The organism is Escherichia sp. WS33 (genome assembly GCF_046486385.1).
GTDB lineage: Bacteria > Pseudomonadota > Gammaproteobacteria > Enterobacterales > Enterobacteriaceae > ECMA0423.
In genome coordinates this window covers 1-23,444 of record NZ_JBJQLJ010000041.1, presented here as the reverse complement: position 1 = coordinate 23,444, position 23,444 = coordinate 1, and the positions used below count along the sequence as shown (strand labels likewise).

General features: G+C 48.7%; 24 protein-coding genes and 2 pseudogenes. All 26 read left to right on the top strand.

Annotated elements, in window-relative coordinates:
- Positions 1-94, top strand: a pseudogene (locus ACJHXA_RS22080) (integrase core domain-containing protein); the annotation flags it as partial.
- Between the two features lie 47 nt (positions 95-141).
- A pseudogene (rrrD, locus tag ACJHXA_RS22075) lies at positions 142-504 on the top strand (lysozyme RrrD); the annotation flags it as partial.
- A gap of 216 nt (positions 505-720) precedes the next feature.
- A complete protein-coding gene (gene rzoD / locus ACJHXA_RS22070) occupies positions 721-906 on the top strand; it encodes a prophage lysis lipoprotein RzoD (RefSeq protein ID WP_001228688.1) in 186 nt (61 codons plus the stop codon).
- 196 nt (positions 907-1,102) lie between these two features.
- Entirely contained in the window at positions 1,103-2,560 is a 1,458-nt protein-coding gene (gene trkG, locus ACJHXA_RS22065; protein ID WP_001097895.1) for a Trk system potassium transporter TrkG, read from the top strand.
- Between the two features lie 137 nt (positions 2,561-2,697).
- Complete coding sequence (locus tag ACJHXA_RS22060; protein ID WP_001291092.1) at positions 2,698-3,492, top strand: ParB/Srx family N-terminal domain-containing protein; 795 nt, start codon at positions 2,698-2,700, stop codon at positions 3,490-3,492.
- Complete coding sequence (locus tag ACJHXA_RS22055; RefSeq protein ID WP_001204033.1) at positions 3,485-4,417, top strand: hypothetical protein; 933 nt, start codon at positions 3,485-3,487, stop codon at positions 4,415-4,417. Before ACJHXA_RS22060 ends, ACJHXA_RS22055 begins: the two co-directional genes overlap by 8 nt.
- Positions 4,395-4,604 carry a hypothetical protein gene (locus ACJHXA_RS22050; RefSeq protein WP_000126788.1) on the top strand — a complete coding sequence of 70 codons (210 nt, stop codon included), beginning with the start codon at positions 4,395-4,397 and terminating at the stop codon, positions 4,602-4,604. The genes ACJHXA_RS22055 and ACJHXA_RS22050 overlap by 23 nt, the downstream gene beginning before the upstream one ends.
- 3 nt (positions 4,605-4,607) lie before the next feature.
- Positions 4,608-5,702, top strand: a complete 1,095-nt coding sequence (locus ACJHXA_RS22045) for a terminase small subunit (protein WP_000089446.1) — start codon at positions 4,608-4,610, stop codon at positions 5,700-5,702.
- Positions 5,683-6,984 carry a terminase large subunit domain-containing protein gene (locus ACJHXA_RS22040; protein ID WP_000625347.1) on the top strand — a complete coding sequence of 434 codons (1,302 nt, stop codon included), beginning with the start codon at positions 5,683-5,685 and terminating at the stop codon, positions 6,982-6,984. The genes ACJHXA_RS22045 and ACJHXA_RS22040 overlap by 20 nt, the downstream gene beginning before the upstream one ends.
- A gap of 2 nt (positions 6,985-6,986) precedes the next feature.
- A complete protein-coding gene (locus ACJHXA_RS22035; protein ID WP_000763708.1) occupies positions 6,987-8,393 on the top strand; it encodes a DUF4055 domain-containing protein in 1,407 nt (468 codons plus the stop codon).
- Positions 8,377-9,489 (top strand): phage minor head protein, encoded by a 1,113-nt coding sequence (locus tag ACJHXA_RS22030; RefSeq protein WP_001317036.1) that lies wholly within the window; start codon positions 8,377-8,379, stop codon positions 9,487-9,489. Before ACJHXA_RS22035 ends, ACJHXA_RS22030 begins: the two co-directional genes overlap by 17 nt.
- A 104-nt stretch (positions 9,490-9,593) precedes the next feature.
- Complete coding sequence (locus ACJHXA_RS22025) at positions 9,594-10,358, top strand: DUF6651 domain-containing protein (protein ID WP_000770036.1); 765 nt, start codon at positions 9,594-9,596, stop codon at positions 10,356-10,358.
- A 98-nt stretch (positions 10,359-10,456) separates the two neighbouring features.
- On the top strand, positions 10,457-11,596 hold the full coding sequence (locus ACJHXA_RS22020) for a P22 phage major capsid protein family protein (RefSeq protein ID WP_000918490.1): 1,140 nt from the start codon (positions 10,457-10,459) through the stop codon (positions 11,594-11,596).
- A 42-nt stretch (positions 11,597-11,638) separates the two neighbouring features.
- Positions 11,639-11,815, top strand: a complete 177-nt coding sequence (locus tag ACJHXA_RS22015) for a hypothetical protein (protein ID WP_000908084.1) — start codon at positions 11,639-11,641, stop codon at positions 11,813-11,815.
- A gap of 3 nt (positions 11,816-11,818) precedes the next feature.
- Positions 11,819-12,214 (top strand): hypothetical protein, encoded by a 396-nt coding sequence (locus ACJHXA_RS22010; protein ID WP_000634214.1) that lies wholly within the window; start codon positions 11,819-11,821, stop codon positions 12,212-12,214.
- The gene (locus ACJHXA_RS22005; protein ID WP_000524260.1) at positions 12,214-12,597 is read left to right on the top strand and encodes a hypothetical protein; all 384 of its coding nucleotides are present in this window, start codon (positions 12,214-12,216) and stop codon (positions 12,595-12,597) included. Before ACJHXA_RS22010 ends, ACJHXA_RS22005 begins: the two co-directional genes overlap by 1 nt.
- A complete protein-coding gene (locus ACJHXA_RS22000) occupies positions 12,598-12,978 on the top strand; it encodes a hypothetical protein (protein ID WP_001029815.1) in 381 nt (126 codons plus the stop codon).
- A complete protein-coding gene (locus tag ACJHXA_RS21995) occupies positions 12,975-13,367 on the top strand; it encodes a phage tail terminator-like protein (RefSeq protein WP_000144678.1) in 393 nt (130 codons plus the stop codon). The genes ACJHXA_RS22000 and ACJHXA_RS21995 overlap by 4 nt, the downstream gene beginning before the upstream one ends.
- 26 nt (positions 13,368-13,393) lie before the next feature.
- A complete protein-coding gene (locus tag ACJHXA_RS21990) occupies positions 13,394-14,356 on the top strand; it encodes a phage tail tube protein (protein ID WP_000094292.1) in 963 nt (320 codons plus the stop codon).
- A 150-nt stretch (positions 14,357-14,506) separates the two neighbouring features.
- Positions 14,507-14,866 (top strand): protein YdaY, encoded by a 360-nt coding sequence (ydaY, locus tag ACJHXA_RS21985; protein ID WP_012565075.1) that lies wholly within the window; start codon positions 14,507-14,509, stop codon positions 14,864-14,866.
- A 473-nt stretch (positions 14,867-15,339) separates the two neighbouring features.
- On the top strand, positions 15,340-18,573 hold the full coding sequence (locus ACJHXA_RS21980; RefSeq protein WP_000840620.1) for a phage tail tape measure protein: 3,234 nt from the start codon (positions 15,340-15,342) through the stop codon (positions 18,571-18,573).
- Positions 18,566-18,904, top strand: coding sequence for a phage tail protein (locus tag ACJHXA_RS21975; protein ID WP_000024051.1), 339 nt, complete (start codon positions 18,566-18,568; stop codon positions 18,902-18,904). Before ACJHXA_RS21980 ends, ACJHXA_RS21975 begins: the two co-directional genes overlap by 8 nt.
- The gene (locus ACJHXA_RS21970) at positions 18,904-19,602 is read left to right on the top strand and encodes a phage minor tail protein L (protein WP_001152432.1); all 699 of its coding nucleotides are present in this window, start codon (positions 18,904-18,906) and stop codon (positions 19,600-19,602) included. Before ACJHXA_RS21975 ends, ACJHXA_RS21970 begins: the two co-directional genes overlap by 1 nt.
- 5 nt (positions 19,603-19,607) lie before the next feature.
- Positions 19,608-20,351: a C40 family peptidase gene (locus ACJHXA_RS21965; protein WP_001349612.1), complete on the top strand. Its 744-nt coding sequence runs from the start codon at positions 19,608-19,610 to the stop codon at positions 20,349-20,351.
- Complete coding sequence (locus ACJHXA_RS21960; protein ID WP_000090943.1) at positions 20,288-20,890, top strand: tail assembly protein; 603 nt, start codon at positions 20,288-20,290, stop codon at positions 20,888-20,890. Before ACJHXA_RS21965 ends, ACJHXA_RS21960 begins: the two co-directional genes overlap by 64 nt.
- Positions 20,891-20,950: 60 nt before the next feature.
- Positions 20,951-23,444: host specificity protein J (locus ACJHXA_RS21955; RefSeq protein ID WP_283512361.1), on the top strand; the 2,494-nt coding region annotated here is incomplete at its 3' end.

Here is a 23,444-nt window from a genome sequence, read left to right as displayed (position 1 = left end):
CCTTGCAGAGGCGTTCGAGCATTATAACGAATGGCACCCGCATAGTGCACTGGGTTATCGCTCGCCACGGGAATATCTGCGGCAGCAGGCCAGTAATGGGTTAAGTGATAACAGGTGTCTGGAAATAAAGGGGCAAATCCAGTTGGTGTATGGACTGTATGTCACGGGCATACAGGAAAAGACATCATGCTCGGTAAAACGTATACCAAAGCAGAATGCAAAACACTCTTGAATAAAGACCTTGCCACGGTCGCCAGACAAATTAACCCGTACATCAAAGTCGATATACCGGAAACAACGCGCGGCGCTCTTTACTCATTCGTTTACAACGTGGGTGCTGGCAATTTCAGAACATCGACGCTTCTTCGCAAAATAAACCAGGGCGATATCAAAGGCGCATGTGATCAGCTACGTCGCTGGACATATGCTGGCGGTAAGCAATGGAAAGGTCTCATGACTCGTCGTGAGATTGAGCGTGAAATCTGTTTGTGGGGTCAGCAATGAACAGAGTAACCGCGATTATCTCCGCTCTGGTTATCTGCATCGTCGTCTGCCTGTCATGGGGTGTTAATCATTACCGTGATAACGCCATCGCCTACAAAGAACAGCGCGACAAAAATGCCAGAGAACTGAAGCTGGCGAACGCGGCAATTACTGACATGCAGATGCGTCAGCGTGATGTTGCTGCGCTCGATGCAAAATACACGAAGGAGTTAGCTGATGCGAAAGCTGAAAATGATGTTCTGCGTGATGATGTTGCCGCTGGTCGTCGTCGGTTGCACATCAAAGCAGTCTGTCAGTCAGTGCGTGAAGCCACCACCGCCTCCGGCGTGGATAATGCAGCCTCCCCCCGACTGGCAGACACCGCTGAACGGGATTATTTCACCCTCCGGGAACGACTGGTAATGATGCAGGCCCAACTTGAAGGTGCTCAGCAATACATAACCGAGCAGTGTTTAAAGTAAAATCTTAACTACAATATGATTCATTTTGATGATTGTTTCATAAGGAACAGTGAAGTAAGATCTAAGAGGAGTTAAATTTTATACAGTATAATCATAATATTGCAGCAAGGTGGTTATAATTGAAAGAATATTTAGATATGAATACATCTCATGTAAGAGTTGTTACTCATATGTGTGGGTTCCTGGTTTGGCTCTATAGTCTTTCAATGTTGCCACCAATGGTTGTAGCATTGTTTTATAAAGAAAAAAGCCTGTTCGTTTTCTTTATAACTTTCGTTATATTTTTTTGCATTGGTGGCGGAGCGTGGTATACAACTAAGAAATCTGGCATTCAATTACGTACCCGTGATGGGTTTATTATAATTGTAATGTTTTGGATTTTGTTTTCTGTTATTAGTGCATTCCCTTTATGGATTGACTCAGAACTTAATTTAACGTTCATTGATGCTCTGTTTGAAGGGGTTTCTGGAATAACAACAACAGGAGCAACTGTAATTGATGATGTTAGTTCATTACCTCGGGCATATTTGTACTATCGGTCACAGTTAAATTTTATAGGTGGTTTAGGAGTTATTGTTCTGGCGGTTGCTGTATTGCCATTATTGGGTATTGGTGGTGCAAAGCTTTATCAGTCAGAAATGCCGGGGCCATTTAAGGATGACAAACTCACTCCCCGCCTGGCCGATACGTCACGGACACTGTGGATAACTTATTCTTTATTAGGTATTGCTTGTATTGTCTGTTATAGACTTGCAGGAATGCCTTTGTTTGATGCTATTTGTCACGGGATTTCCACAGTTTCGCTTGGTGGTTTCTCAACTCATAGCGAGAGTATCGGATATTTTAATAACTATTTGGTTGAGCTGGTGGCTGGTTCTTTTTCCCTGCTATCGGCTTTCAACTTCACTCTTTGGTATATTGTTATTAGCAGGAAAACGATAAAACCTTTAATCAGAGATATTGAACTTCGTTTCTTTCTGTTAATAGCCTTAGGGGTGATCATTGTTACCTCTTTCCAGGTCTGGCATATAGGTATGTATGACTTGCATGGAAGTTTTATTCATTCGTTTTTTCTTGCCAGCTCCATGCTCACTGATAATGGTTTAGCTACGCAGGATTATGCAAGTTGGCCCACGCACACGATAGTGTTTTTGCTGTTGTCAAGTTTCTTTGGGGGATGTATAGGTTCAACTTGTGGTGGAATTAAGTCACTTCGATTTCTTATACTTTTCAAACAAAGCAAACACGAGATAAATCAGCTTTCTCATCCCAGAGCGTTGTTGAGTGTAAATGTAGGAGGGAAGATAGTTACAGATCGTGTAATGAGGTCTGTATGGAGTTTCTTTTTTCTTTATACTCTCTTCACGGTGTTTTTTATACTGGTGTTAAATGGTATGGGATATGATTTTCTTACATCATTTGCAACAGTGGCTGCATGTATTAATAATATGGGATTAGGTTTTGGGGCTACTGCATCGTCATTCGGAGTGCTTAATGACATTGCAAAATGTTTAATGTGCATAGCTATGATTCTTGGTCGCCTTGAAATTTATCCTGTTATTATATTGTTTTCAGGTTTTTTTTGGCGCTCCTAATATATGGCTGATTTATAATTGTGAGTTTAATATTATGTTGACTCACTCATTGATCCAATACCTAACTTTACCAGCAACCCCTCCGTCCCCAGTAGCACTGGCTGCTGGGGTGCGTTTTATTCATAAAGCAAGGCTGTATGAGCGAGAAATTAAAGATAGTCTATCGCCCATTACAAGAATTGTCACCGTATGCGCACAACGCCAGGACGCACAGCCCTGAGCAGGTGGCACAACTGGTAGAAAGTATTAAGCAATTCGGCTGGACTAATCCGGTGCTGATTGACGAAAAGGGCGAAATTATTGCGGGTCACGGTCGTGTTATGGCGGCTGAAATGCTCAAAATGGATTCTGTTCCGGTCATTGTTCTGTCTGGCCTGACGGATGAGCAGAAAAAGGCGTACCGCCTGGCAGATAATCGCCTGCCGATGAATGCTGGCTGGGATGAAGATCTGTTGCGGATGGAGCTGTCGGACCTAATCAATGCTGATTTTGATGTCTCCCTGACAGGCTTCATCCCGACAGAAATTGATGAACTGTTGACGGATGTTTTGCCCGGTACAGGAAATGAGGAGGAGCCGTATACGACGAAAATTGATACGCCTGTTTATGAGCCGTCGGGCGGTAAACCGGATATCAGTGAACTGTACGACGATACGAAAACTCAGGAGCTGATCAGCCGGATACGTTCGGCGTCCCTTGATCCTGATATTGAGAAATTCCTCCTGTGTGCGGCAGAACGTCACACAGTGTTTAATTTCAGCAGAATTGCGGACTATTACGCTCATGCCCCCGCTGAAATTCAGTGCCTTTTCGAGGAGTCGGCGCTGGTGATCATTGATTATCAGCAGGCTATTGAAAATGGATTTGTCCGAATGACGCAGCGCATGGTGGAGATCATGCATGGCGGGGAGGAGGAGGAGGAATATGCGTGATGATTTTTGCGCCTTTATTCTGACTCACGGGCGACCGGACAAAGTTCTGACTTACCGGACGTTGCGTCGTGCTGGCTATACCGGGAAAATTTTTATCGTTGTTGATGATGAAGATAAGACACGGCATCAGTACATGGCTGAATTTGGTGAACAGGTGCTGGTATTTTCCAAAGCCGATATTGCCAGTCGTTTTGACGAAGCCGATAATTTTGGTGATCGCCGCTCAATTTTTTACGCCCGTAATGCCTGTTTCGACCTGGCAAAACTGGTCGGGTGTAAATACTTCATTCAGCTCGATGATGATTATCACGAGTTCCAGTTTCGGGTGGATCGCAACTATGACCAGGCCTATTTCCCGATAAGGAAACTGGATGCGATCCTTTCTGAAATGCTGGCGTATTACGAATCAATACCCGCGCTTTCCATCGCTATGTCGCAGGGCGGGGATTTTCTTGGTGACAATGGCGGCCATGCTTCGTGGGTGAAACGCAAGGCAATGAACAGCTTTATCTGTTCGGTTGATCGACCGTTCTCATTCATGGGGCGCATTAACGAGGATGTGAATACGTACACGAATCTCGGTCGCTGTGGTGAATTGTTTATGACGATCGGTGCTGTCCAGTTAGGGCAGAAACAGACGCAGAAAAACAGCGGCGGAATGACCGAGCTGTATCTGGATTCCGGAACCTACGTTAAAAGTTTTTACTCCGTCATGTATTCGCCGTCGTGCGTAAAAATCTCACTGATGGGTGCCAGCCATAAACGCATTCACCATCAGGTCACCTGGAACAACGCTGCAGTAAAAATCCTTCACGAAAAATACAGGAAGAAGACACCCTGCATATCAATGGGGGTGACAAATGATTCCGTATTCGAAAGTCGAGTCTCTGGCAGCGTGCCGGATGACTGCACAACAAATCGCTGACGTTCTGGATGTTGATCTGAACCGACTGAAAGAAAATCGGGAAGCAATGACAGATTTTTATGCGGCCATCCGTAAGGGCAGAGCGAAAGGTGAAGCCGAGTTACGAGCGGCATTGTTTAAGCTTGCCAGAAAAGGGGATGCCTTTGCTCTGCGCGAACTACTCAGGGTGGATAAAAATCAGGACTAACTGATGAGCAGACCGGACTGGGGGGCGTTGCAGCAGGAGTATATTGCTGAATACACCCGCTCCGGTATATCTCCGGTGGCATGGTGTGAAGCAAGGGGACTGAACTACGCAACAGCCCGTCGTTACATCAAAAAAACTCCGAAAAATGCGCAGAAAGAAATGCGCAAAACTGCGCAAAAAAGTGCGCGAAAAAAAACTGCGCAGACTGCGCAAAGGCAGAACGGAAAATCTCAGAAAAAAAAGGCTGTATCCGATGCACTCCTGATTGAGGGGGACACGGAAGAAATTTCGTTCTGCCCCGATGAATTCGGTATTTCTGACCAGCAGGCAAAATTCGCCATGTTGGTTGCTCAGGGGAAAAAGCCGACAGAGGCATACCGACTGGCTGGTTATGAGGGGCAAGGTGCGACAGCTAACAGCAACGCCAGCCGTATGCTTAGAAATGCCAGGGTTTATCGTGCTATCAGCTACTTCCGCAATCAGTACCAGAAACGCTATACCGCAGACCTGGATTTACTGGTGAGCCAGTTGATGGCCATTGTCCAGGCCGACCCCAATCAGTTGGCACAATTTCGCCGTGTTAACTGCCGTTATTGCTGGGGCGAGAATCATCTCTACCAGTGGCGTGATATTGCAGAATTCGATAAGGCTGCGGCACAGGCCTCCAGAGATGGTAAACCCGAGCCGGAATATGGAGGCCTCGGCTTTGTTGATAACGCCATACCCAATCCTGATTGCCCGAAGTGCTGCGGTGAGGGAACAGGACAGCTTTATATGGCTGATACCACACTGCTTGATGGGGATGCGCGGCAATTATATGCAGGGTCAAAGCTCGGAAAATACGGTGTTGAGATCCTGCTGGAGGATAAGGCTGCCGCCCGGCGTGAATTGTTGCGTTTGCTTTCTGCTGGCGGGGCATTATGTGCAGATAAGCGGCTACAGGAACTGGAAATTGAACGGCGCAGAATAGAGAACCAGAAGCTGCGCAAAGAGATCGAAACGGTGGAGGATAATGAACATCCCCAGCCTGTGGCGATCAATATTAATGTGGTTGATGCCAGATTAAGGAGTGATGAAGATGATCTCTCCGACGCTTAATGTGCCTCAGGCGCGATTTCTTTCAATGCCCCATAAATTTAAAGCCTATATTGCTGGTTTTGGCTCGGGCAAAACATGGGTTGGGTGTGGCGGCATATGCAAGGGGATTTGGGAGCATCCAGGTATAAATCAGGGATATTTTGCGCCAACGTATCCCCAAATTCGCGATATTTTTTACCCTACAGTGGAAGAAGTTGCTGCTGACTGGGGATTGAACGTAAAAATTAATGAGGGAAATAAAGAGGTTCACTTTTATTACGGACGCCAGTATCGGGGAACCACTATCTGCAGATCGATGGAGAAGCCACAAACGATCGTCGGTTTCAAAATTGGTAATGCGCTGGTGGATGAACTGGACATTTTGCCGAAGGAAAAAGCCAGAACGGCGTGGCGCAAGATAATTGCGCGTATGCGTTATAAGATTGATGGACTTCGCAACGGTATTGACGTTACAACCACGCCGGAAGGATTCAAATTTGTCTACGAGCAGTTTGTTAAAGCCGTGCGTGAAAAAACAGAGCTGGCCTCACTGTATGGTCTGGTGCAGGCATCTACTTTCGATAATGAAAAGAACCTGCCAGCAGATTACATTCCTTCACTTCTTGAATCATACCCTCCAGAGCTGATTAAAGCCTATCTTCTAGGACGGTTTACTAACCTGACAAGTGGTACTGTTTACCATCAGTTTGACCGGAAACTGAATAATTGCGAAGAAGTGGAGCAGCCAGGGGAGCCGATTTATATTGGGATGGATTTTAACGTTGGAAAGATGGCGGGAATCGTCCATGTGCTGCGTTTGGGGCTTCCATGTGCGGTAACTGAAATCATCAATGCCTACGATACGCCGGATATGATCCGCCTCATTAAAGAACGCTTCTGGCTGTATGACGGGCATGATTACCGGAAAGTGAGGGAGATTTATATTTATCCAGATGCTTCCGGAGATTCCAGAAAATCAAGTAACGCAAGTACGACGGATATAGCCCAGCTTAAGCAGGCAGGTTTTAACGTTGTGGTGAACAGCTCGAACCCGCCAGTAAAAGATCGCGTTAACTCAATGAATGCAATGTTCTGCAATGCCAATGGTGAGCGTCGCTATAAAGTTAATGTGAAGCGTTGTCCGGTATATGCCGAATCTCTGGAGCAACAGGTCTGGGATGATAAGGGGGAGCCTGATAAAAAATCTGGCAATGATCACCCGAATGATGCCGGAGGTTATTTCATCGTTAAGCAATTCCCTATTGTCAAACCGACCGGAAGAGTCACATCACTTCGGATTTAATTATGGCTGATATATCAACACCCAACCTCGACTATAACGATATGCTGGAGGCGTGGGATATTAACGACGCATTGATGGGCGGTACGCTTGAAATGCGCAGGCAGGGGGAAAATTATCTCCCCAAATGGCCTAATGAAGATGAAGACGCTTATAAAAAACGCCTGTCTGTGGCTACGTTACTTCCTGTGTATGAAGAAAGCATCAAACAAAATATTGGGCGCATATTTGCAGAGCCGACAGTATTGAGTGAGGAAACGCCGGAAAAAATCAGGGAATATGCAGAAAATATCGACATGGAGGGGAGCCGACTGGATGTGTGGGCGCAGCAATTTTTCAGTCTCGCATTTCAGTATGGTGTGGCACATGCGCTGGTGGACTATCCACGAACGGATATGAACGAGATTCGGACAAAAGCCGATGAAAACGCGGCCGGTGGTCGCCCGTACGTTACGATGCTGAATCCACGCCAGGTTATTGGATGGAAATCGAAAGTTGAAAAAGGGAAAGTTGTTCTCACTGATTTGCGTATAAAAGAGGTCATCATTATTGATGGTGATGATTTCGGGCAGAAGAAGGTGGAGCAGATCCGCCATATTATGCCCCGTCGAGTAGAAATTTATCGACGCAGCGAAGGTACTAATGGCGAATCTGTCTGGATGCTTCATGAGTCATGGAATACCAGCCGTGATGATATTCCTCTGGTAACACTGTATACGAAGAAAACAGGGTTTATGCGTGGTACACCGCCATTGCTTAATCTTGGCTTGCTGAATATCAAGCACTGGCAAAGCCAGAGCGAGCAGGACAATATTCTTCATGTTGCCCGCGTTCCATTGCTGGTGGCCTACGGGCTGGACAGGAATGAAGAACTGACGGTTGGTGCATCCACGGCTACGATTTTTGAGGACAGAACAAAAAATGGCCTCGAATATGTTGAACATAGTGGCGCAGCGATAGAATCTGGCGAAACATCACTTGAGAAGCTGGAAAATCAGATGCGTCATGCCGGCGCTAAACTTCTGCGGGCTGAAAATACATCCACCAAATCTGTTGATCAGACTAATGAAGAGCGGATGCAGGAACACTCGCCGCTTTATACAATGGCGAACTCCCTCGAAGATGCCCTCGATAATATTCTCCAGATAATGGCGGAATGGAGCGGAGAGAGTTGCGGTGGCAATGTGGATGTGCGCACTGAACTGGATGTATCTGCCCAGGTGTTTGACTCATCCTCCGCGCTGGCTGTTCAGTCATTGCGTCAGGGCGGTGATATACGTCAGATTGATGCGGTTCGGGTGTTGCAGGCGTTGAAATTTATCGATCAGGATTCCCGTCCAGAGGATGTGATCGATGAATTAAAAAATCAGAGTGTAATGTTGATGGAAATCAATGATGCAAACCGTGAATGAACGGCTGCGTGATGAATCAATTGCTCATGCAGTCTGGATATCCCGCTATAGCACTGGTGTGGCTGCCAGAATGGTGAAAATACTGAATGACAGCGATGCGGAGCTTACAGCTCGCCTGCTGGTAGCACTGGACAGCCTCGATCCTGGTAGTTTTACCGTTACGCGCCTGGAGTCACTTCTGGCGAGTGTCAGAGAGGTTAACCGCGCTGCTATTAACAGCATGTTTACCAGTCTCTCCGGAGAGCTGAACGAGCTGGCAATTTATGAGGCTGGTTATCAGTTAAGTCTGTTTGATTCTCTGCTACCTGATTTTGTTGCTGATGTTCACCCTCTGGTTGGTATATCTTCTGATGCACTTTACGCCGCTGCAATGGCGCGACCATTCCAGGGACGACTGCTCAGTGAGTGGGCCTTGGATCTTGAGGCGGATCGGCTCAGACGCATAACAAATACGGTGCGTCAGGGTTTTTTGCTGGGGGATACCAATGAGCAGATCGCAAGAAAAATTCGGGGACATGTCAGCAAGGGATTTCAGGATGGTGCATTGCAGATGAGCCGGGCTAATGCGGCCAGCATTGCAAAAACAGCGGTTGGACATCTTGCTGCTACTGCCCGTGAGAGTTTTGCCAGCGCGAATAATGATTTGATTAAGGGTAAGCAATGGTTATCAACGCTTGATAATCGTACTACGCCACAATGTCGAATCAGGGATCGCCTCAAATATACGCTGGATAATAAACCTGTAGGTCACAGTGTGCCTTATTTGCATGGGCCGGGAAAAATTCATTTCTGCTGCCGCTCAACGGAAACGTTCATTCTGAAATCAGCGAAGGAACTGGGTATTGATGTTCGTGATATTTCCCCGGCTGAGCGGGCCAGCATGGATGGCGTGGTGGCCGGAGATACAACCTACAGGGAATGGTTTTTGCGTCAGCCTTACACCAGACAAAAACAGATTGTGGGGGAAACCCGGGCAAAGCTGATTCGGGATGGCGGTATGTCGCCAGATGAATTTTACACCGATAAAGGCGAATGGCTGACGCTGAAGCAACTCCGTGAGCGTGATGCACAGGTATTCAGAAAAGCAGGGATTTAAATAAATCATTTATTACAACAGGCTACCTTCGGGTGGCCTTTTTTATTGCTGCGATCCGGATGGTGAGCAGCGTAACTGTCGGAAGACTTAAACCAGGTACTAATATGAAACTGAAAACGGTCGAGATTAACGGAAAACAATACGCAGAAATTGATACTGCTGGCCTGCCAGTTTATGTGCACGACGATGGTAAAGAAATCGGCTTCGATGCACCGCTGGCGATAAAAAAAATTACAGAGCTTAATGGCGAGGCAAAAAATCATCGCCTGGCTAAAGAAGCTGCAGAGGAAAAACTGGCTAAGTTTGCCGCTATCGAAGACCCGAAGAAGGCGATCGAGGCACTGGAAATGCTGTTAAAAATCGACCAGAAAAAGCTGATCGATGCGGGACAGGTTGACCAGGTTAAGGCAGAAATTACGAAAAATTTTCAGCAGCAATTAGATGAAGAAAAGCAACGCTCTCAGATGCTGGAGACGCAGCTTTACGATTCTATGATTGGCGGTAGTTTTGCGGGTTCAAAATATATTGCCGATAAAATTGCGATCCCGGCAGATTTATTACAAGCCCGCTTCGGGCAGGCATTCAAAGTGGAAGAAGGGAAGATCGTTGCTTATGACGCTTCCGGCAACAAAATTTATTCCCGCGCGAAGCCTGGCGAACTGGCGCAGTTTGATGAGGCGCTGGAGTTCCTTGTCGAAAATTACCCTCAGAAAGACTACATCCTGAAAGCCAGTGGCAACAATGGCGGCGGCTCCCGTCCGACACAGCATGATATTGGTCAGAAAACGATGAAACGCTCTGCTTTTGATGCACTGGATGTTGCAGGTAAGCAAAACGCATTGAAAGACGGTATCACAATCGTTGATTAACACATTTGTCAGCTTCCGGATGGGAGCTGGTGTCAGGGCTGGATAGCTCATTACTCCATCTATTCACAATTACGCAAATTTTTAAGGAATATTTAATTATGGCTGGAAATACCCTGACCGGGTTGATCCCGACTATTTATACCGCCCTGGATGTTGTATCCCGTGAGCAGGTAGGTTTTATCCCTGCGGTAGCAAAAAACGTAAAAGCTGACGCCGCAGCAAAAGATCAGACGGTAACCGCGCCAGTTGCGCCTGAGGCGAAAACCGAAGATATCGTACCGGGGCCGTCAGCTCCGAATACCGGTGATCAAAATATTGGCACTGTTGATGTAAAAATTACTAAATCCAAAATGGCACCGGTTAAATGGAATGGTGAAGAACAACTGGCTCTTGGCCCTTCAGGGACTTACAACACCATTCTGGCTGATCAGTTCAAGCAGGCTTTTCGCGCCCTTGCAAACGAGGTTGAGGCTGATCTTGGTGCGTTGTATTTCGGTGCTTCCCGCGCCGTGGGAACCGCAGGGACAACGCCGTTTGGTGTTAAAGATGATCTTTCTGATGCTGCTCTGGCTCGTCAGGTTCTGGAGGATAACGGCGCACCGACAACCGATCTGCAGATGGTGCTTGGCTCCACTGCCATTGCTAATTTGCGCGGAAAACAGTCTGTATTGTTTAAAGTGAATGAATCCGGCACTGAACAGCTACTGCGTGAGGGCGTGTTGGGGCGTCTGGAGGGATTCAATATTCACAGTTCGGCAGGTGTGAAACGAGCGCCAAAGGTTGCTGCAACTGGTTATCTCGTGAATGGAGAGAAAAAAGAAGGCGATGTTCTTATTTCCATTGATACTGGTTCGGGGAGTATTTCTGCAGGTCAGATTGTTACGTTCGCTGGTGATCCGAATCAGTATGTTGTGGCAGCAGCGACCAGCAATCTGATTACTCTTGCAGCGCCCGGACTGCGTCAGGATCTGGCCGATGATACTGCCATCACAGTTGTTGGGGCCTTTACGGCAAATATGGCGTTTGATCGCAACGCGTTTCTGCTGGCATCCCGTACTCCGGCAATGCCGGAAGGTGGCGATAATGCTGATGATGTAATGAATGTTACGGACCCGATTTCAGGGATTACGTTCCAGATTGCACTGTATCGTCAGTATCGCCAGGTGCGCTATGAAGTTGGACTGGCATGGGGTGTTTCATCAGTGAAGCCGGCACATGGTTGTCTGATTCTTGGTTAAACATTCAAACGGGGCTTCGGCCCCATTTTTAATGGGGGGCATATGGCCGGATTAACTAAAGAGCAAAGAGCACAGCGTGAAGCCGCACAAAAAACGCAAATTGAGTTAGTGGTTATGGTGACCGATTATCAGATGTTTCCCGGCGCACCAACTATCGCTAATGTTCATCCTGATGAAGTTGACAACTGGAAGGCTATGGGCTGGAAAACTCAGGAGTAACACATGATCACTTACGTGACCTGTGATGACGTTGATAATGCGTTTGGGAACGCCTGGACGAGTGAGAACGCTAAAAATAAAGCTGTTTTAATGGCTAATGCCTGGCTTAATGGCTTCAACCTGAAAATTAACCCATCCCGTATTCCGGAAGAGGTAAAACTTGCGGGAGCATATGCAGCCAGAATTGCCTCATTCGGTAAGTTGTTTCAGCAGAAAAATGATTCTGGCGTTGTTATCAGTAAAGCCGTGTCGGCTGACGGGGTCAGTGTATCGAAATCATTTTCTGAGTTGCCAGCAAACAGCACTGCATTGCTTGAACCCGATTTACAGCTTGCGATAGCACTGCTGAAACCGTACGGACTTAGTCGCTCACAAGTCAGGGTTGTGAGGGGGGGATAATGGGGCTTCGTGAAGAGATTCAGTCAGAGGTTGCCGCTGCTTTTGATGAGGATTTAGCGGACGCCGTGAGTGATTTTTCTGGTTCTTACGTTACGCACCGGCACTGGGATCCTGTGACGGAAACTGGCGGCGAATCCACCGCAATCTATACCGGGCGAGGCGTGTTGACACGTTATAAGCTGGGCAGAATTGATGGGATTAATATTTTGCATGGTGACCTTAAATTAACCGCTCTGGTATGCGAGGTTACGGATAAACCAGCTGTCGACCATATTATTGAGATTTATGATCCTGTATCAAGGCAGTTACAACGATACGAGGTAATTACAGCAAGTGTAGATCCTTCCGCATCAGTTTACTCTATCCAGTTAAGGAGAGCGTAAATGGCAAAGGCATGGGATATAGAACCGTCAATATTTGCCGGGATGATTGAGGAAGATGTAGGGCTGAAGATTCGCTACATCGCTATTCAGATTCTTACTGCTATTGATATTGCTGCTCCGGTTGATACCGGACGTTTCAGAAATAACAACCTGGTGTCGTTACAGCATCCCGATTTTGGTATATCTGATAACGTGGATCCGAACGGTACGATTGCTGTTCAGCGTGGGATCGGGGTTATTTCGAAAGCTGCAAATTACGGAGTTATTTATATCCAGAATAACCTTCCTTATGCAGAGGCTCTTGAAAACGGTCATTCACAACAAGCGCCAACTGGCGTGTATGCCAACGCTTTTCATGGTGTTTTACAGGCTTACAAATGACGTTTACTGAAATCAGAAATACGGTTATTTCCAGAATGACGGCACAGACGATTATTGATGGAAAAGACGTATTGTATCCGAACGCGCCAACGTTCGATCCTTCCGGTAAGTTAATCTGGGCGCGGTTAAGTAATATTCCCGGGCAGGCTGGAGTTAATGAAATTGGCGCGGGGCCGATTGTTTATCGCACGGGGATAATCATTATTCAGTTATTTGTCCCCGCAGGTTCTGGTTCAAAACTCATTACTGAGACAGCCGATAAATTGCGGGAACTGTTTGAGTTTCAGGATGACGATCGTCTCAGTTACCAGGCTGTTTCCTCAATAGCCGTTGGCGAAAAGAATGGCTGGTTCCAGCTTAATCTTCAAATTCCATATCGCGCGCTCTAGCGCAATTAATGACATAGGAGGCTCCTGTGAGTTCAGGTGCAAAGGTTATCTCGGCATTTATCCGGGAGACGGTTGCAGGCACTACGCCAGCAAGTGGTGACTGGAGTTTATTAAAACGCACAAGCTGGGGAGTAAAACCCACCCAGAATAAAGGCGAAAATAATGAGATTGGTGGCTCCCGGATGGCTCAGGGGGCGACGCCTGGCACTGTGGATGTCGGCGGTGATGTTGGTACCAAATTTCGCTGGGGTCAACATGATGATTTTCTTGCATCCTGTTTCGGCGCGGAATGGTCAGGCGATTCTCTGACAATGGGGAATGAGCGAATAACATTTTCTCTGGCGACCTATGCGTCCGATGTCGGAATTGCCTCTGTCGTCAGAGGAGCGCAGGTTGGCTCATGGAAAATGCAGATCCCTAACGACGGCGATATTACAGCGACCGTAACCTTTGCCGGACTGGACTGGGAATCAAAGGCCGATGATACGAATTTTATCAAAGGCGAACCTGTGGATAGTGCAGGAAAGCTACGTTATTCGTTTAAGGAGGTTTCAGCAGTAAGCCTGAATGGTGTTGCCGGAGGTAACGGTTTTTGTATCGACAGTTTTGATATTCAGTTCGATAACAAACTCCAGACACAGCGTTGTATCGGGACTGGCTCGCCTTATGCAGGAGCAAATATTCCGACTACTTTTACACCGTCCGGTACGGTGACGCTTTCATGGTCTAAAGCCGCGTGGGAAATCTGGAGTAAAACACTGACTGGAGAAACAGTTCCGTTCAGCTTCACGCTTTCGAATGGAGAGGGGGCATACACTTTCAGTTTCCCGAAGGTTCAGGTGTCAGGTGAATGGCCTGATGGGGGTAATAGCGACATTATCCAGGTTCAATTGAGCATTACCGCAGCAGATGAAGCACCTACGATAACCAGAAAAAAAAATTCCCCGGCTGCCGTGATCGCAAAAGCCAGTGCTGAGGCGATTAGTTGATTTTCCGTTATTCCTCCTGTGGTACTGCCCTACAGGGGGACGCATTGAATGAGGTTATGGATGTTTATTCTTAATCAGAAAATTATCATTGGTGGAGAACGCTGGTTTACGCCAATGAAGGACTTAAAACCTGTAGACGGGTTAAAACTGTTGGTGGCAAGCAGCGATAACGATCAGTATCGCTCCCGTAATGCATTAATCCGTCGCCACATTGAGAAAATGGATGCCAGTTTGCACGTCGGAACGAAGGAGTTTGATATTTCAAAGGTTTCCGAGGTGGATTCTGTTGATGATTTACTCATTGATAATGCCGCTCGTTATCTGCTGAAAGACTGGAAAGGGGTTGGTGAACTGGTTAATGGTGTTGAGGTTGCACTGGAATATACGGCAGAACGAGGGATCGCGCTGCTTAAGCAGAATCCAGAGTTGTACTGGCAGATCCTTGCAGAAGCAGCCAGCATCGCCCAGGGTAAAGAGCAGCAGAAGCAGGATACGATAAAAAAGCCATAGCTGCCCAGCGGTGGTTATCGGAGTTCGGGGGAGAAAGGGGGGAAAAGGCAAGATGGAAGCGAGAAAAACTCAGGTTGCCACCGATACCGGAACCAGAAATAGACCCGGTGCTTAAGGAGTTGTTGTACGCCTATTCGGTAATATCCCGTGCCCGACGTTATGCTGGAATGGCTGGGGTGCCTTTGCCTTTATCTCTGACAGAGATAAATGAATATTTAGCCACTCATCCGGTATTGATTGAGCGCGATGAATTTGAAGCAGTGATCTTTGCACTGGATGACCAGTATTTTCAGGAGCAGTGTGTGTAGTTGTTAATTACGTACACTCTGTTACAGAGATGTGATGGTGTCTTTAATTAAATCGATGATGCTCCTGGAGAAAAGCATTGCGTGGCCTCGTAATCGCTATATCTACTATTATGTCGCCTGAAACCCACTTCGCGGTGGGTTTTTTGTTGTCAGGAGTTTTAATAAATGGCAGAGCAAACCTCGCGTCTCGCAATAATTATTGATAGCACTGGAGCGAAAAATAATGCTGACAATCTGACCTCCTCATTAGTCAAAATGACGCAGGCTGGGGAAACTGCTGCAAATAGCGCAGGGAAAGTGACTAAGGCAACAGAAGATGAGAAGAACGCGCTCGCAAAATTAAAAGCAGCTATTGATCCAGTTGGTGCCGCAATTGATACTGTCGGTCGACGCTATTCTGAATTAAAGAAATTTTTCGATAAAGGGCTTATTGATAAAGAAGAATATGAATTTCTTGTCCGTAAACTTAATGAAACCACAGAGGAATTGAGCGGGGTTGCGCAAGCGCAGAGAGAAGCCGAGAAGGCCGGAAAACTTGCTGCCGCCCAGCAGGAAGCGCAGGCTCAGGCCTTTCAAAGAATGCTGGACAAGATCGACCCTCTGGCTGCGGCGCTAAGAAATCTTGAACAACAGCATGATGAACTTAATGCTGCGTTTGCATCCGGGAAAATAAATGGTTCTCAGTTTGAGAATTATAGCCGAAAAATACAGGAAACACGGCGAGAGCTTACCGGAGAGGCTCAGGCAGAGCGAGAAGCAGCAAAAGCGCATGATGAACAGGTTGTTGCTTTGCAACGTCTGATTGCTCAACTTGATCCTGTCGGAACTGCTTTTAATCGTCTGGTAGAACAACAGAAACAGCTCAATGAAGCAAAAGCTAAGGGGATGCTTTCTCCTGAAATGTATGAGGAGCTTTCTGGAAAACTTCGTGCTATGCGGAGTGAGCTTGAGGTTACTCAATCACAATTAAGCAAAACCGGAATGTCGGCAAAACAAACGGCTTTTGCTATGCGCATGTTGCCTGCACAAATGACGGATATTGTTGTTGGGTTGTCCACTGGTCAGTCGCCATTTATGGTGTTAATGCAGCAGGGCGGCCAGCTAAAAGATATGTTCGGTGGGATTGGCCCGGCGATCAAAGGGGTAGGTTCTTATGTGCTGGGATTAATTAATCCTTTTACCCTGGCCGCAGCAGCCGTTGGGGTCTTAGGACTGGCTTACTATAAAGGCTCTCAGGAGCAGGACGAATTTAATAAATCTCTTATTCTTACCGGAAATCAGTTGGGGACAACCAGCGGGCAATTGGGCGATTTAGCTCAACGTGCCGGGAATGCGGCTGATTCGACAACTGGTGCTGCGGCGGCAGTATTAAATCAGCTTGTGCGTTCGGGAAAGGTAGCGAGCAGTTCGCTGGAGCAAGTGACGACAGCGATAGTAAAAACGAGCGAAGTAACAGGAATATCAACCGAACAACTGGTTAATGACTTCAATGAAATTGCAAAGGATCCTGTCAGTGCCATATCAAAACTTAATGATCAGTACCATTTTCTGACACTTGCGACTTATAACCAGATTAAGGCGCTACAGGATGAAGGGAACCAGCAGGAGGCCGCCCGCATTGCGACAGAAGAATACTCATCCTCAATGATCCAGCGCACCAACCAGATTAAAGAAAATCTTGGTTATCTTGAGACTGCATGGAAAGCTGTCGCAGACTCCGCAAAATGGGCATGGGATTCCATGCTGGATATTGGCCGTGAGGCCTCCCTTGATCAAAAAATCTCAGATGTTCTCCGTCAAATTGATGAAATAGAAAAAAATACCCGATCCGGAGTTTTCGGGTTAGGTGGCATTGGAGATGGCGGAGCTCAAAATAAAAGGCTGGCACGATTAAAGCAGCAATTGGGCGTACTTCAAGCAGAAAAAATTGCTCAGGACGTACTAAATTCATCAATAAACGATTACAACAAGCGACAACAGGAAGGAATTGAACTCAGACAGAGAGCAGATGCCTTTTCAAAACAATATCAGACCCGGGAGCAGCAGAGAGCTAGTGAACTTGCAAAACTGGAAAAGCTAAAGAATCAGTATTCAAAGGAAGAATATAATAATCTTATCGCTCAAATAAATGAGCGTTATAAAGATCCAAAGCAACCAAAGGCGAAAGATTATTCTGATGATGCAGCCCAACGAATGATTGATCATCTGAATCAACAGAATGCGTTACTAAGTTCACAAGCTGAGTTGACCGTTAAATTAAGTTCCTCTGAACAGGAACTGGTTAAGTGGCGTCAGCGGATTGCCGACCTAGAGTCACGACCATCATCGAAATTAACCCAGGATCAGAAATCGCTTCTCTTACACCGGGAAGAAATAACCACGTTGATGGAGAAAAATGTTGCGATTGAAAAAAATAACAGGCTAATCAAGGAATCCGCCGAAATAACAGCATGGCGTGATTCATTGCAGGCTTCGATTGATAATCGTCAGCAGGGGTATGATATTCAGATTGCTGGTTATGGGGTTGGCGATAAAAATCAGCAACGCCAGCAGGAATTACTGCGGATTGAACATGGATATAACAATCAGCGTCTGCAACTTGAACGTGACTATGCAGATAAATCCCGTGGAATGTCAGATCATGTTTTTCAAGAGAAAATGCAGGCTCTGAATGATGCTCTGGAACGGGAAAAAGAAATTGTCAGACAGAAAAACGAGCAGCTCGATATTCAGGCAGGAGACTGGGTTAGTGGTGCCTCCCAGGGATTCAATAACTGGCTGGATGACACTAAGGATATCAGTGAGCAGATAAAATCAACCACGACTCAGATGTTTGATGGGATGACCGATGCGCTGGGTGATTTTGTCACGACAGGCAAGGCAAATTTTCGTTCTTTCGCTACTTCCGTGATTTCGGATCTTAGTCGAATAGCATTAAAGGCTTCAATTACTGGGATTTTCGACAGCATTAGTAACAGTTCTTCTGGGGGGATTTTAGGAACTATCGGGAGTGCTATTAGTAAATTTATTCCGAATGCAAAGGGCGGTGTTTATGAGTCTCCGTCATTGAGCACGTATTCGAACGGTATTTATGATTCCCCGCAATTTTTTGCTTTTGCAAAAGGGGCTGGTGTTTTTGGTGAGGCTGGACCGGAAGCCATTATGCCATTAACACGAACTTCCGATGGTTCTCTTGGTGTCAGAGCTATTAATAGTAAAAGTGGTAATGGAGGCGGAGATATTACCTATGCCCCTGTATACCAAATCACTATTCAAAATGACGGCCAGAATGGAGAGATTGGCCCTCAGGCAATAAAAGCACTTATGGGGATGGTTGATCAGCGGGTGCAGGGCAATCTGTTAAATATGCGACGTGATGGGGGAATGTTAAGTGGCTAATACGGAAGAATTTCACTGGTTACCAGAGGATGGAATGAAAACAGAAAATAAACCATCGATAAAAACTGTAAGATTTGGCGATGGTTATGAGCAACGAAGTCCAAATGGACTTAATCATTCTCTGCGCGTTTTCACCTGTGATTTCAAAGTTGAGGCGAATGAACGTGATTCATTTGAAAAATTTTTAGCCCGGCATGAAGGCTATAAATCTTTTTTTTGGCGCCCGCCGGGTATTAACAGAAAAATCAGAGTGGTGTGTCGAACGTGGTCAGCGACAGAACATATCACCTATACCGATTTTTCGTGTCAGTTTGACGAAGTGGTGATCTGATGCAGGACATACAACAGGAAACGCTGAATGAATGCATTCGTGCGGAGCAGTCGGCCAGCGTGGTGCTCTGGGAAATCGACCTGACCGAGGTAGGCGGGGATCGCTACTTTTTCTGTAATGAGCAGAACGAAAAAGGTGAGTCTGTCACCTGGCAGAGTCGGCAGTATCAGGCCTATCCCATTCAGGGGAGTGGATTTGAGATGAACGGCAAGGGCAGTGCTGCCCGTCCGACACTGACGGTCTCTAACCTGCACGGCATGATCACCGGGATGGCGGAAGATCTGCAGAGTCTGGTCGGCGGAACGGTGGTCCGGCGTAAGGTTTACGCCCGCTTTCTGGATGCGGTGAACTTCGTCAACGGAAACAGCGAAGCCGATCCGGAGCAGGAGGTGATCAGCCGCTGGCGCATCGAGCAGTGCAGCGAACTGAGCGCGGTCAGTGCCTCTTTTGTACTGTCCACGCCGACTGAAACGGATGGCGCTGTTTTTCCGGGACGTATCATGCTGGCCAACACCTGCACCTGGACCTATCGCGGCGATGAGTGCGGTTATAGCGGTCCGGCGGTCGCGGATGAATATGACCAGCCGACGTCCGATATCACGAAGGATAAATGCAGCAAATGCCTGAGTGGCTGTAAGTTTCGCAATAATGTCGGCAACTTTGGCAGCTTCCTTTCCATTAACAAACTTTCGCAGTAAATCCCATGACAGAGACAGAATCAGCGATTCTGGCGCACGCCCGGCGATGTGCGCCAGCGGAGTCGTGCGGCTTCGTGGTGAGAACGCCGGAGGAGGAAAGATATTTTCCCTGCGTGAATATCTCCGGTGAGCCGGAGGAGTATTTCCGGATGTCGCCGGAGGACTGGCTGAGTGCAGAAATGCAGAGAGAGATTGTGGCGCTGGTCCACAGCCACCCCGGTGGTCTGCCCTGGCTGAGTGAGGCCGACCGGCGGCTGCAGGTACAGAGTGATTTGCCGTGGTGGCTGGTCTGCCGGGGGGCGATTCATAAATTCCGCTGTGTGCCGCATCTCACCGGGCGGCGCTTTGAGCACGGGGTAACGGACTGTTACACGCTGTTCCGGGACGCTTACCATCTGGCGGGAATTGAGATGCCGGATTTTCATCGCGGGGATGACTGGTGGCGTAACGGTCAGAATCTCTATCTGGATAATCTGGAGGCCACAGGGCTGTATCAGGTGCCGTTGTCAGCGGCGCAGCCGGGCGATGTGCTGCTGTGCTGTTTTGGTTCATCGGTGCCGAATCATGCCGCCATTTACTGTGGTGACAGCGAGCTGCTGCACCATATTCCTGAACAACTGAGCAAACGAGAGAGGTACACCGACAAATGGCAGCGACGCACACACTCCCTCTGGCGTCACCGGGCATGGCACGCATCTGCCTTTACGGGGATTTACAACGATTTGGCCGCCGCATCGACCTTCGAGTGAAAACGGGGTCCGAAGCCATCCGGGCGCTGGCCATGCAGATCCCGGCATTTCGTCAGAAACTGAGCGACGGCTGGTACCAGGTACGCATTGCCGGGCGTGATGCAGGTGAAACCGAATTGTCTGCCCGTCTTAATGAGCCGCTGGAAAATGGTGCCGTGATCCATATCGTGCCGCGTCTGGCAGGAGCCAAAAGTGGCGGTGTGTTTCAGGCTGTGCTGGGGGCGGCTGTTATGGCGGTTGCTATATGGATGCCGGGGGTAGGAATTATGGCGAGTAATCTGCTGTTTTCTCTCGGTGCCAGTATGACGCTTGGCGGTGTTGCACAGATGCTGGCCCCTAAACCCAAAACCCCCCGCACACAGACAACGGATAACGGCAAACAGAATACCTATTTTTCTTCACTGGATAACATGGTTGCCCAGGGCAATGTTCTGCCGGTTCTGTACGGTGAAATGCGCGTGGGGTCACGCGTGGTTTCTCAGGAGATCAGCACGGCAGACGAAGGGGATGGTGGTCAGGTTGTGGTGATTGGTCGCTGATGCAAAATGTTTTATGTGAAACCGCCTCCGGGCGGTTTTATCGTTTATGGAGCATGACGAATGGGTAAAGGCAGCAGTAAGGGGCATACCCCGCGCGAAGCGAAGGACAACCTGAAGTCCACGCAGCTGCTGAGTGTGATCGATGCCATCAGCGAAGGGCCGGTTGAAGGTCCGGTGGATGGATTAAAAAGCGTGCTGCTGAACAGTACGCCGGTGCTGGACAGTGAGGGGAATACCAATATATCCGGCGTCACGGTGGTGTTCCGGGCCGGTGAGCAGGAGCAGACACCGCCGGAGGGATTTGAATCCTCCGGCTCCGAGACGGTGCTGGGTACGGAAGTGAAGTACGACACGCCGATTACCAGGACCATCACGTCGGCAAACATCGACCGTCTGCGCTTTACCTTCGGCGTGCAGGCACTGGTGGAAACCACCTCAAAGGGGGACCGGAATCCGTCGGAAGTCCGCCTGCTGGTTCAGATACAGCGTAATGGTGGCTGGGTGACGGAAAAAGACATCACCATTAAAGGCAAAACCACCTCGCAGTATCTGGCATCGGTGGTGGTGGGTAACCTGCCGCCGCGCCCGTTCAATATCCGGATGCGCAGGATGACGCCGGACAGCACCACAGACCAGCTGCAGAACAAAACGCTCTGGTCGTCATACACCGAAATCATCGATGTGAAACAGTGCTACCCGAACACGGCACTGGTCGGCGTACAGGTGGATTCGGAGCAGTTCGGCAGCCAGCAGGTGAGCCGTAATTATCATCTGCGCGGGCGTATTCTGCAGGTGCCGTCGAACTATAACCCGCAGACTCGGCAATACAGCGGTATCTGGGACGGAACGTTTAAGCCAGCATACAGCAATAACATGGCCTGGTGTCTGTGGGATATGCTGACCCATCCACGCTACGGCATGGGGAAACGTCTTGGTGCGGCGGATGTGGACAAATGGGCGCTGTATGTCATCGGCCAGTACTGCGACCAGTCAGTGCCGGACGGCTTTGGCGGCACGGAGCCGCGCATCACCTGTAATGCGTACCTGACCACACAGCGCAAGGCGTGGGATGTGCTCAGTGATTTCTGCTCGGCGATGCGCTGTATGCCGGTATGGAACGGGCAGACGCTGACGTTCGTGCAGGACCGACCGTCGGATAAGGTGTGGACCTATAACCGCAGTAATGTGGTGATGCCGGATGATGGCGCGCCGTTCCGCTACAGCTTCAGCGCCCTGAAGGACCGCCATAATGCCGTTGAGGTGAACTGGATTGACCCGGACAACGGCTGGGAGACGGCGACAGAGCTTGTTGAAGATACGCAGGCCATTGCCCGTTACGGTCGTAATGTCACGAAGATGGATGCCTTTGGCTGTACCAGCCGGGGGCAGGCACACCGCGCCGGGCTGTGGCTGATTAAAACGGAACTGCTGGAGACGCAGACCGTGGACTTCAGCGTGGGTGCGGAAGGGCTTCGCCATGTACCGGGGGATGTCATTGAAATCTGCGATGATGACTATGCCGGTATCAGCACCGGTGGTCGCGTGCTGGCGGTGAACAGCCAGACCCGGACGCTGACGCTCGACCGTGAAATCACGCTGCCATCCTCCGGTACCACGCTGATAAGCCTGGTTGACGGAAGTGGTAATCCGGTCAGCGTGGAGGTTCAGTCCGTCACCGACGGACTTAAGGTGAAAGTGAACCGGGTTCCTGACGGCGTTGCAGAATACAGTGTGTGGGGGCTGAAGCTGCCGACGCTGCGCCAGCGCCTGTTCCGCTGTGTGAGTATCCGTGAGAACGATGACGGCACGTATGCCATCACTGCCGTGCAGCATGTACCGGAAAAAGAAGCCATCGTGGATAACGGGGCGCACTTTGACGGCGACCAGAGCGGCACGGTGAATGGTGTCACGCCGCCAGCGGTGCAGCACCTGACCGCCGAAGTCACCGCAGACAGCGGGGAATATCAGGTGCTGGCGCGCTGGGACACGCCGAAGGTGGTGAAGGGCGTGAGCTTCCTGCTTCGCCTGACCGTGGCAGCGGATGACGGCAGTGAGCGGCTGGTCAGCACGGCCCGGACGACGGAAACCACATACCGCTTCACGCAGCTGGCGCCAGGGAACTACAGGCTGACAGTCCGGGCGGTAAATGCGTGGGGGCAGCAGGGCGATCCGGCATCGGTATCGTTCCGGATTGCCGCACCTGCAGTGCCGTCGCGGCTTGAGCTGACGCCGGGCTATTTTCAGATAACCGCCACGCCGCATCTTGCCGTTTATGACCCGACGGTACAGTTTGAGTTCTGGTTCTCGGAAAAGCGGATTGCGGATATCAGGCAGGTTGAAACCACAGCCCGCTATCTTGGTACGGCGCTGTACTGGATAGCCGCCAGTATCAATATCAGGCCGGGCCATAATTATTATTTTTACGTTCGCAGTGTGAACACCGTTGGCAAATCGGCATTCGTGGAGGCTGTTGGTCAGCCGAGTGATGACGCATCCGGCTATCTGGATTTTTTCAAAGGCGAGATAGGGAAAACCCATCTGGCTCAGGAGCTGT

Bases quoted from the DNA above. Each gene is read 5' to 3' on its own strand.
- rzoD (WP_001228688.1), top strand. From the start codon at position 721: ATGCGAAAGCTGAAAATGATGTTCTGCGTGATGATGTTGCCGCTGGTC.
- trkG (WP_001097895.1), top strand. From the start codon at position 1,103: ATGAATACATCTCATGTAAGAGTTGTTACTCATATGTGTGGGTTCCTG.
- ACJHXA_RS22060 (WP_001291092.1), top strand. From the start codon at position 2,698: ATGAGCGAGAAATTAAAGATAGTCTATCGCCCATTACAAGAATTGTCA.
- ACJHXA_RS22055 (WP_001204033.1), top strand. From the start codon at position 3,485: ATGCGTGATGATTTTTGCGCCTTTATTCTGACTCACGGGCGACCGGAC.
- ACJHXA_RS22050 (WP_000126788.1), top strand. From the start codon at position 4,395: ATGACTGCACAACAAATCGCTGACGTTCTGGATGTTGATCTGAACCGA.
- ACJHXA_RS22045 (WP_000089446.1), top strand. From the start codon at position 4,608: ATGAGCAGACCGGACTGGGGGGCGTTGCAGCAGGAGTATATTGCTGAA.
- ACJHXA_RS22040 (WP_000625347.1), top strand. From the start codon at position 5,683: ATGATCTCTCCGACGCTTAATGTGCCTCAGGCGCGATTTCTTTCAATG.
- ACJHXA_RS22035 (WP_000763708.1), top strand. From the start codon at position 6,987: ATGGCTGATATATCAACACCCAACCTCGACTATAACGATATGCTGGAG.
- ACJHXA_RS22030 (WP_001317036.1), top strand. From the start codon at position 8,377: ATGCAAACCGTGAATGAACGGCTGCGTGATGAATCAATTGCTCATGCA.
- ACJHXA_RS22025 (WP_000770036.1), top strand. From the start codon at position 9,594: ATGAAACTGAAAACGGTCGAGATTAACGGAAAACAATACGCAGAAATT.
- ACJHXA_RS22020 (WP_000918490.1), top strand. From the start codon at position 10,457: ATGGCTGGAAATACCCTGACCGGGTTGATCCCGACTATTTATACCGCC.
- ACJHXA_RS22015 (WP_000908084.1), top strand. From the start codon at position 11,639: ATGGCCGGATTAACTAAAGAGCAAAGAGCACAGCGTGAAGCCGCACAA.
- ACJHXA_RS22010 (WP_000634214.1), top strand. From the start codon at position 11,819: ATGATCACTTACGTGACCTGTGATGACGTTGATAATGCGTTTGGGAAC.
- ACJHXA_RS22005 (WP_000524260.1), top strand. From the start codon at position 12,214: ATGGGGCTTCGTGAAGAGATTCAGTCAGAGGTTGCCGCTGCTTTTGAT.
- ACJHXA_RS22000 (WP_001029815.1), top strand. From the start codon at position 12,598: ATGGCAAAGGCATGGGATATAGAACCGTCAATATTTGCCGGGATGATT.
- ACJHXA_RS21995 (WP_000144678.1), top strand. From the start codon at position 12,975: ATGACGTTTACTGAAATCAGAAATACGGTTATTTCCAGAATGACGGCA.
- ACJHXA_RS21980 (WP_000840620.1), top strand. From the start codon at position 15,340: ATGGCAGAGCAAACCTCGCGTCTCGCAATAATTATTGATAGCACTGGA.
- ACJHXA_RS21970 (WP_001152432.1), top strand. From the start codon at position 18,904: ATGCAGGACATACAACAGGAAACGCTGAATGAATGCATTCGTGCGGAG.
- ACJHXA_RS21965 (WP_001349612.1), top strand. From the start codon at position 19,608: ATGACAGAGACAGAATCAGCGATTCTGGCGCACGCCCGGCGATGTGCG.
- ACJHXA_RS21960 (WP_000090943.1), top strand. From the start codon at position 20,288: ATGGCACGCATCTGCCTTTACGGGGATTTACAACGATTTGGCCGCCGC.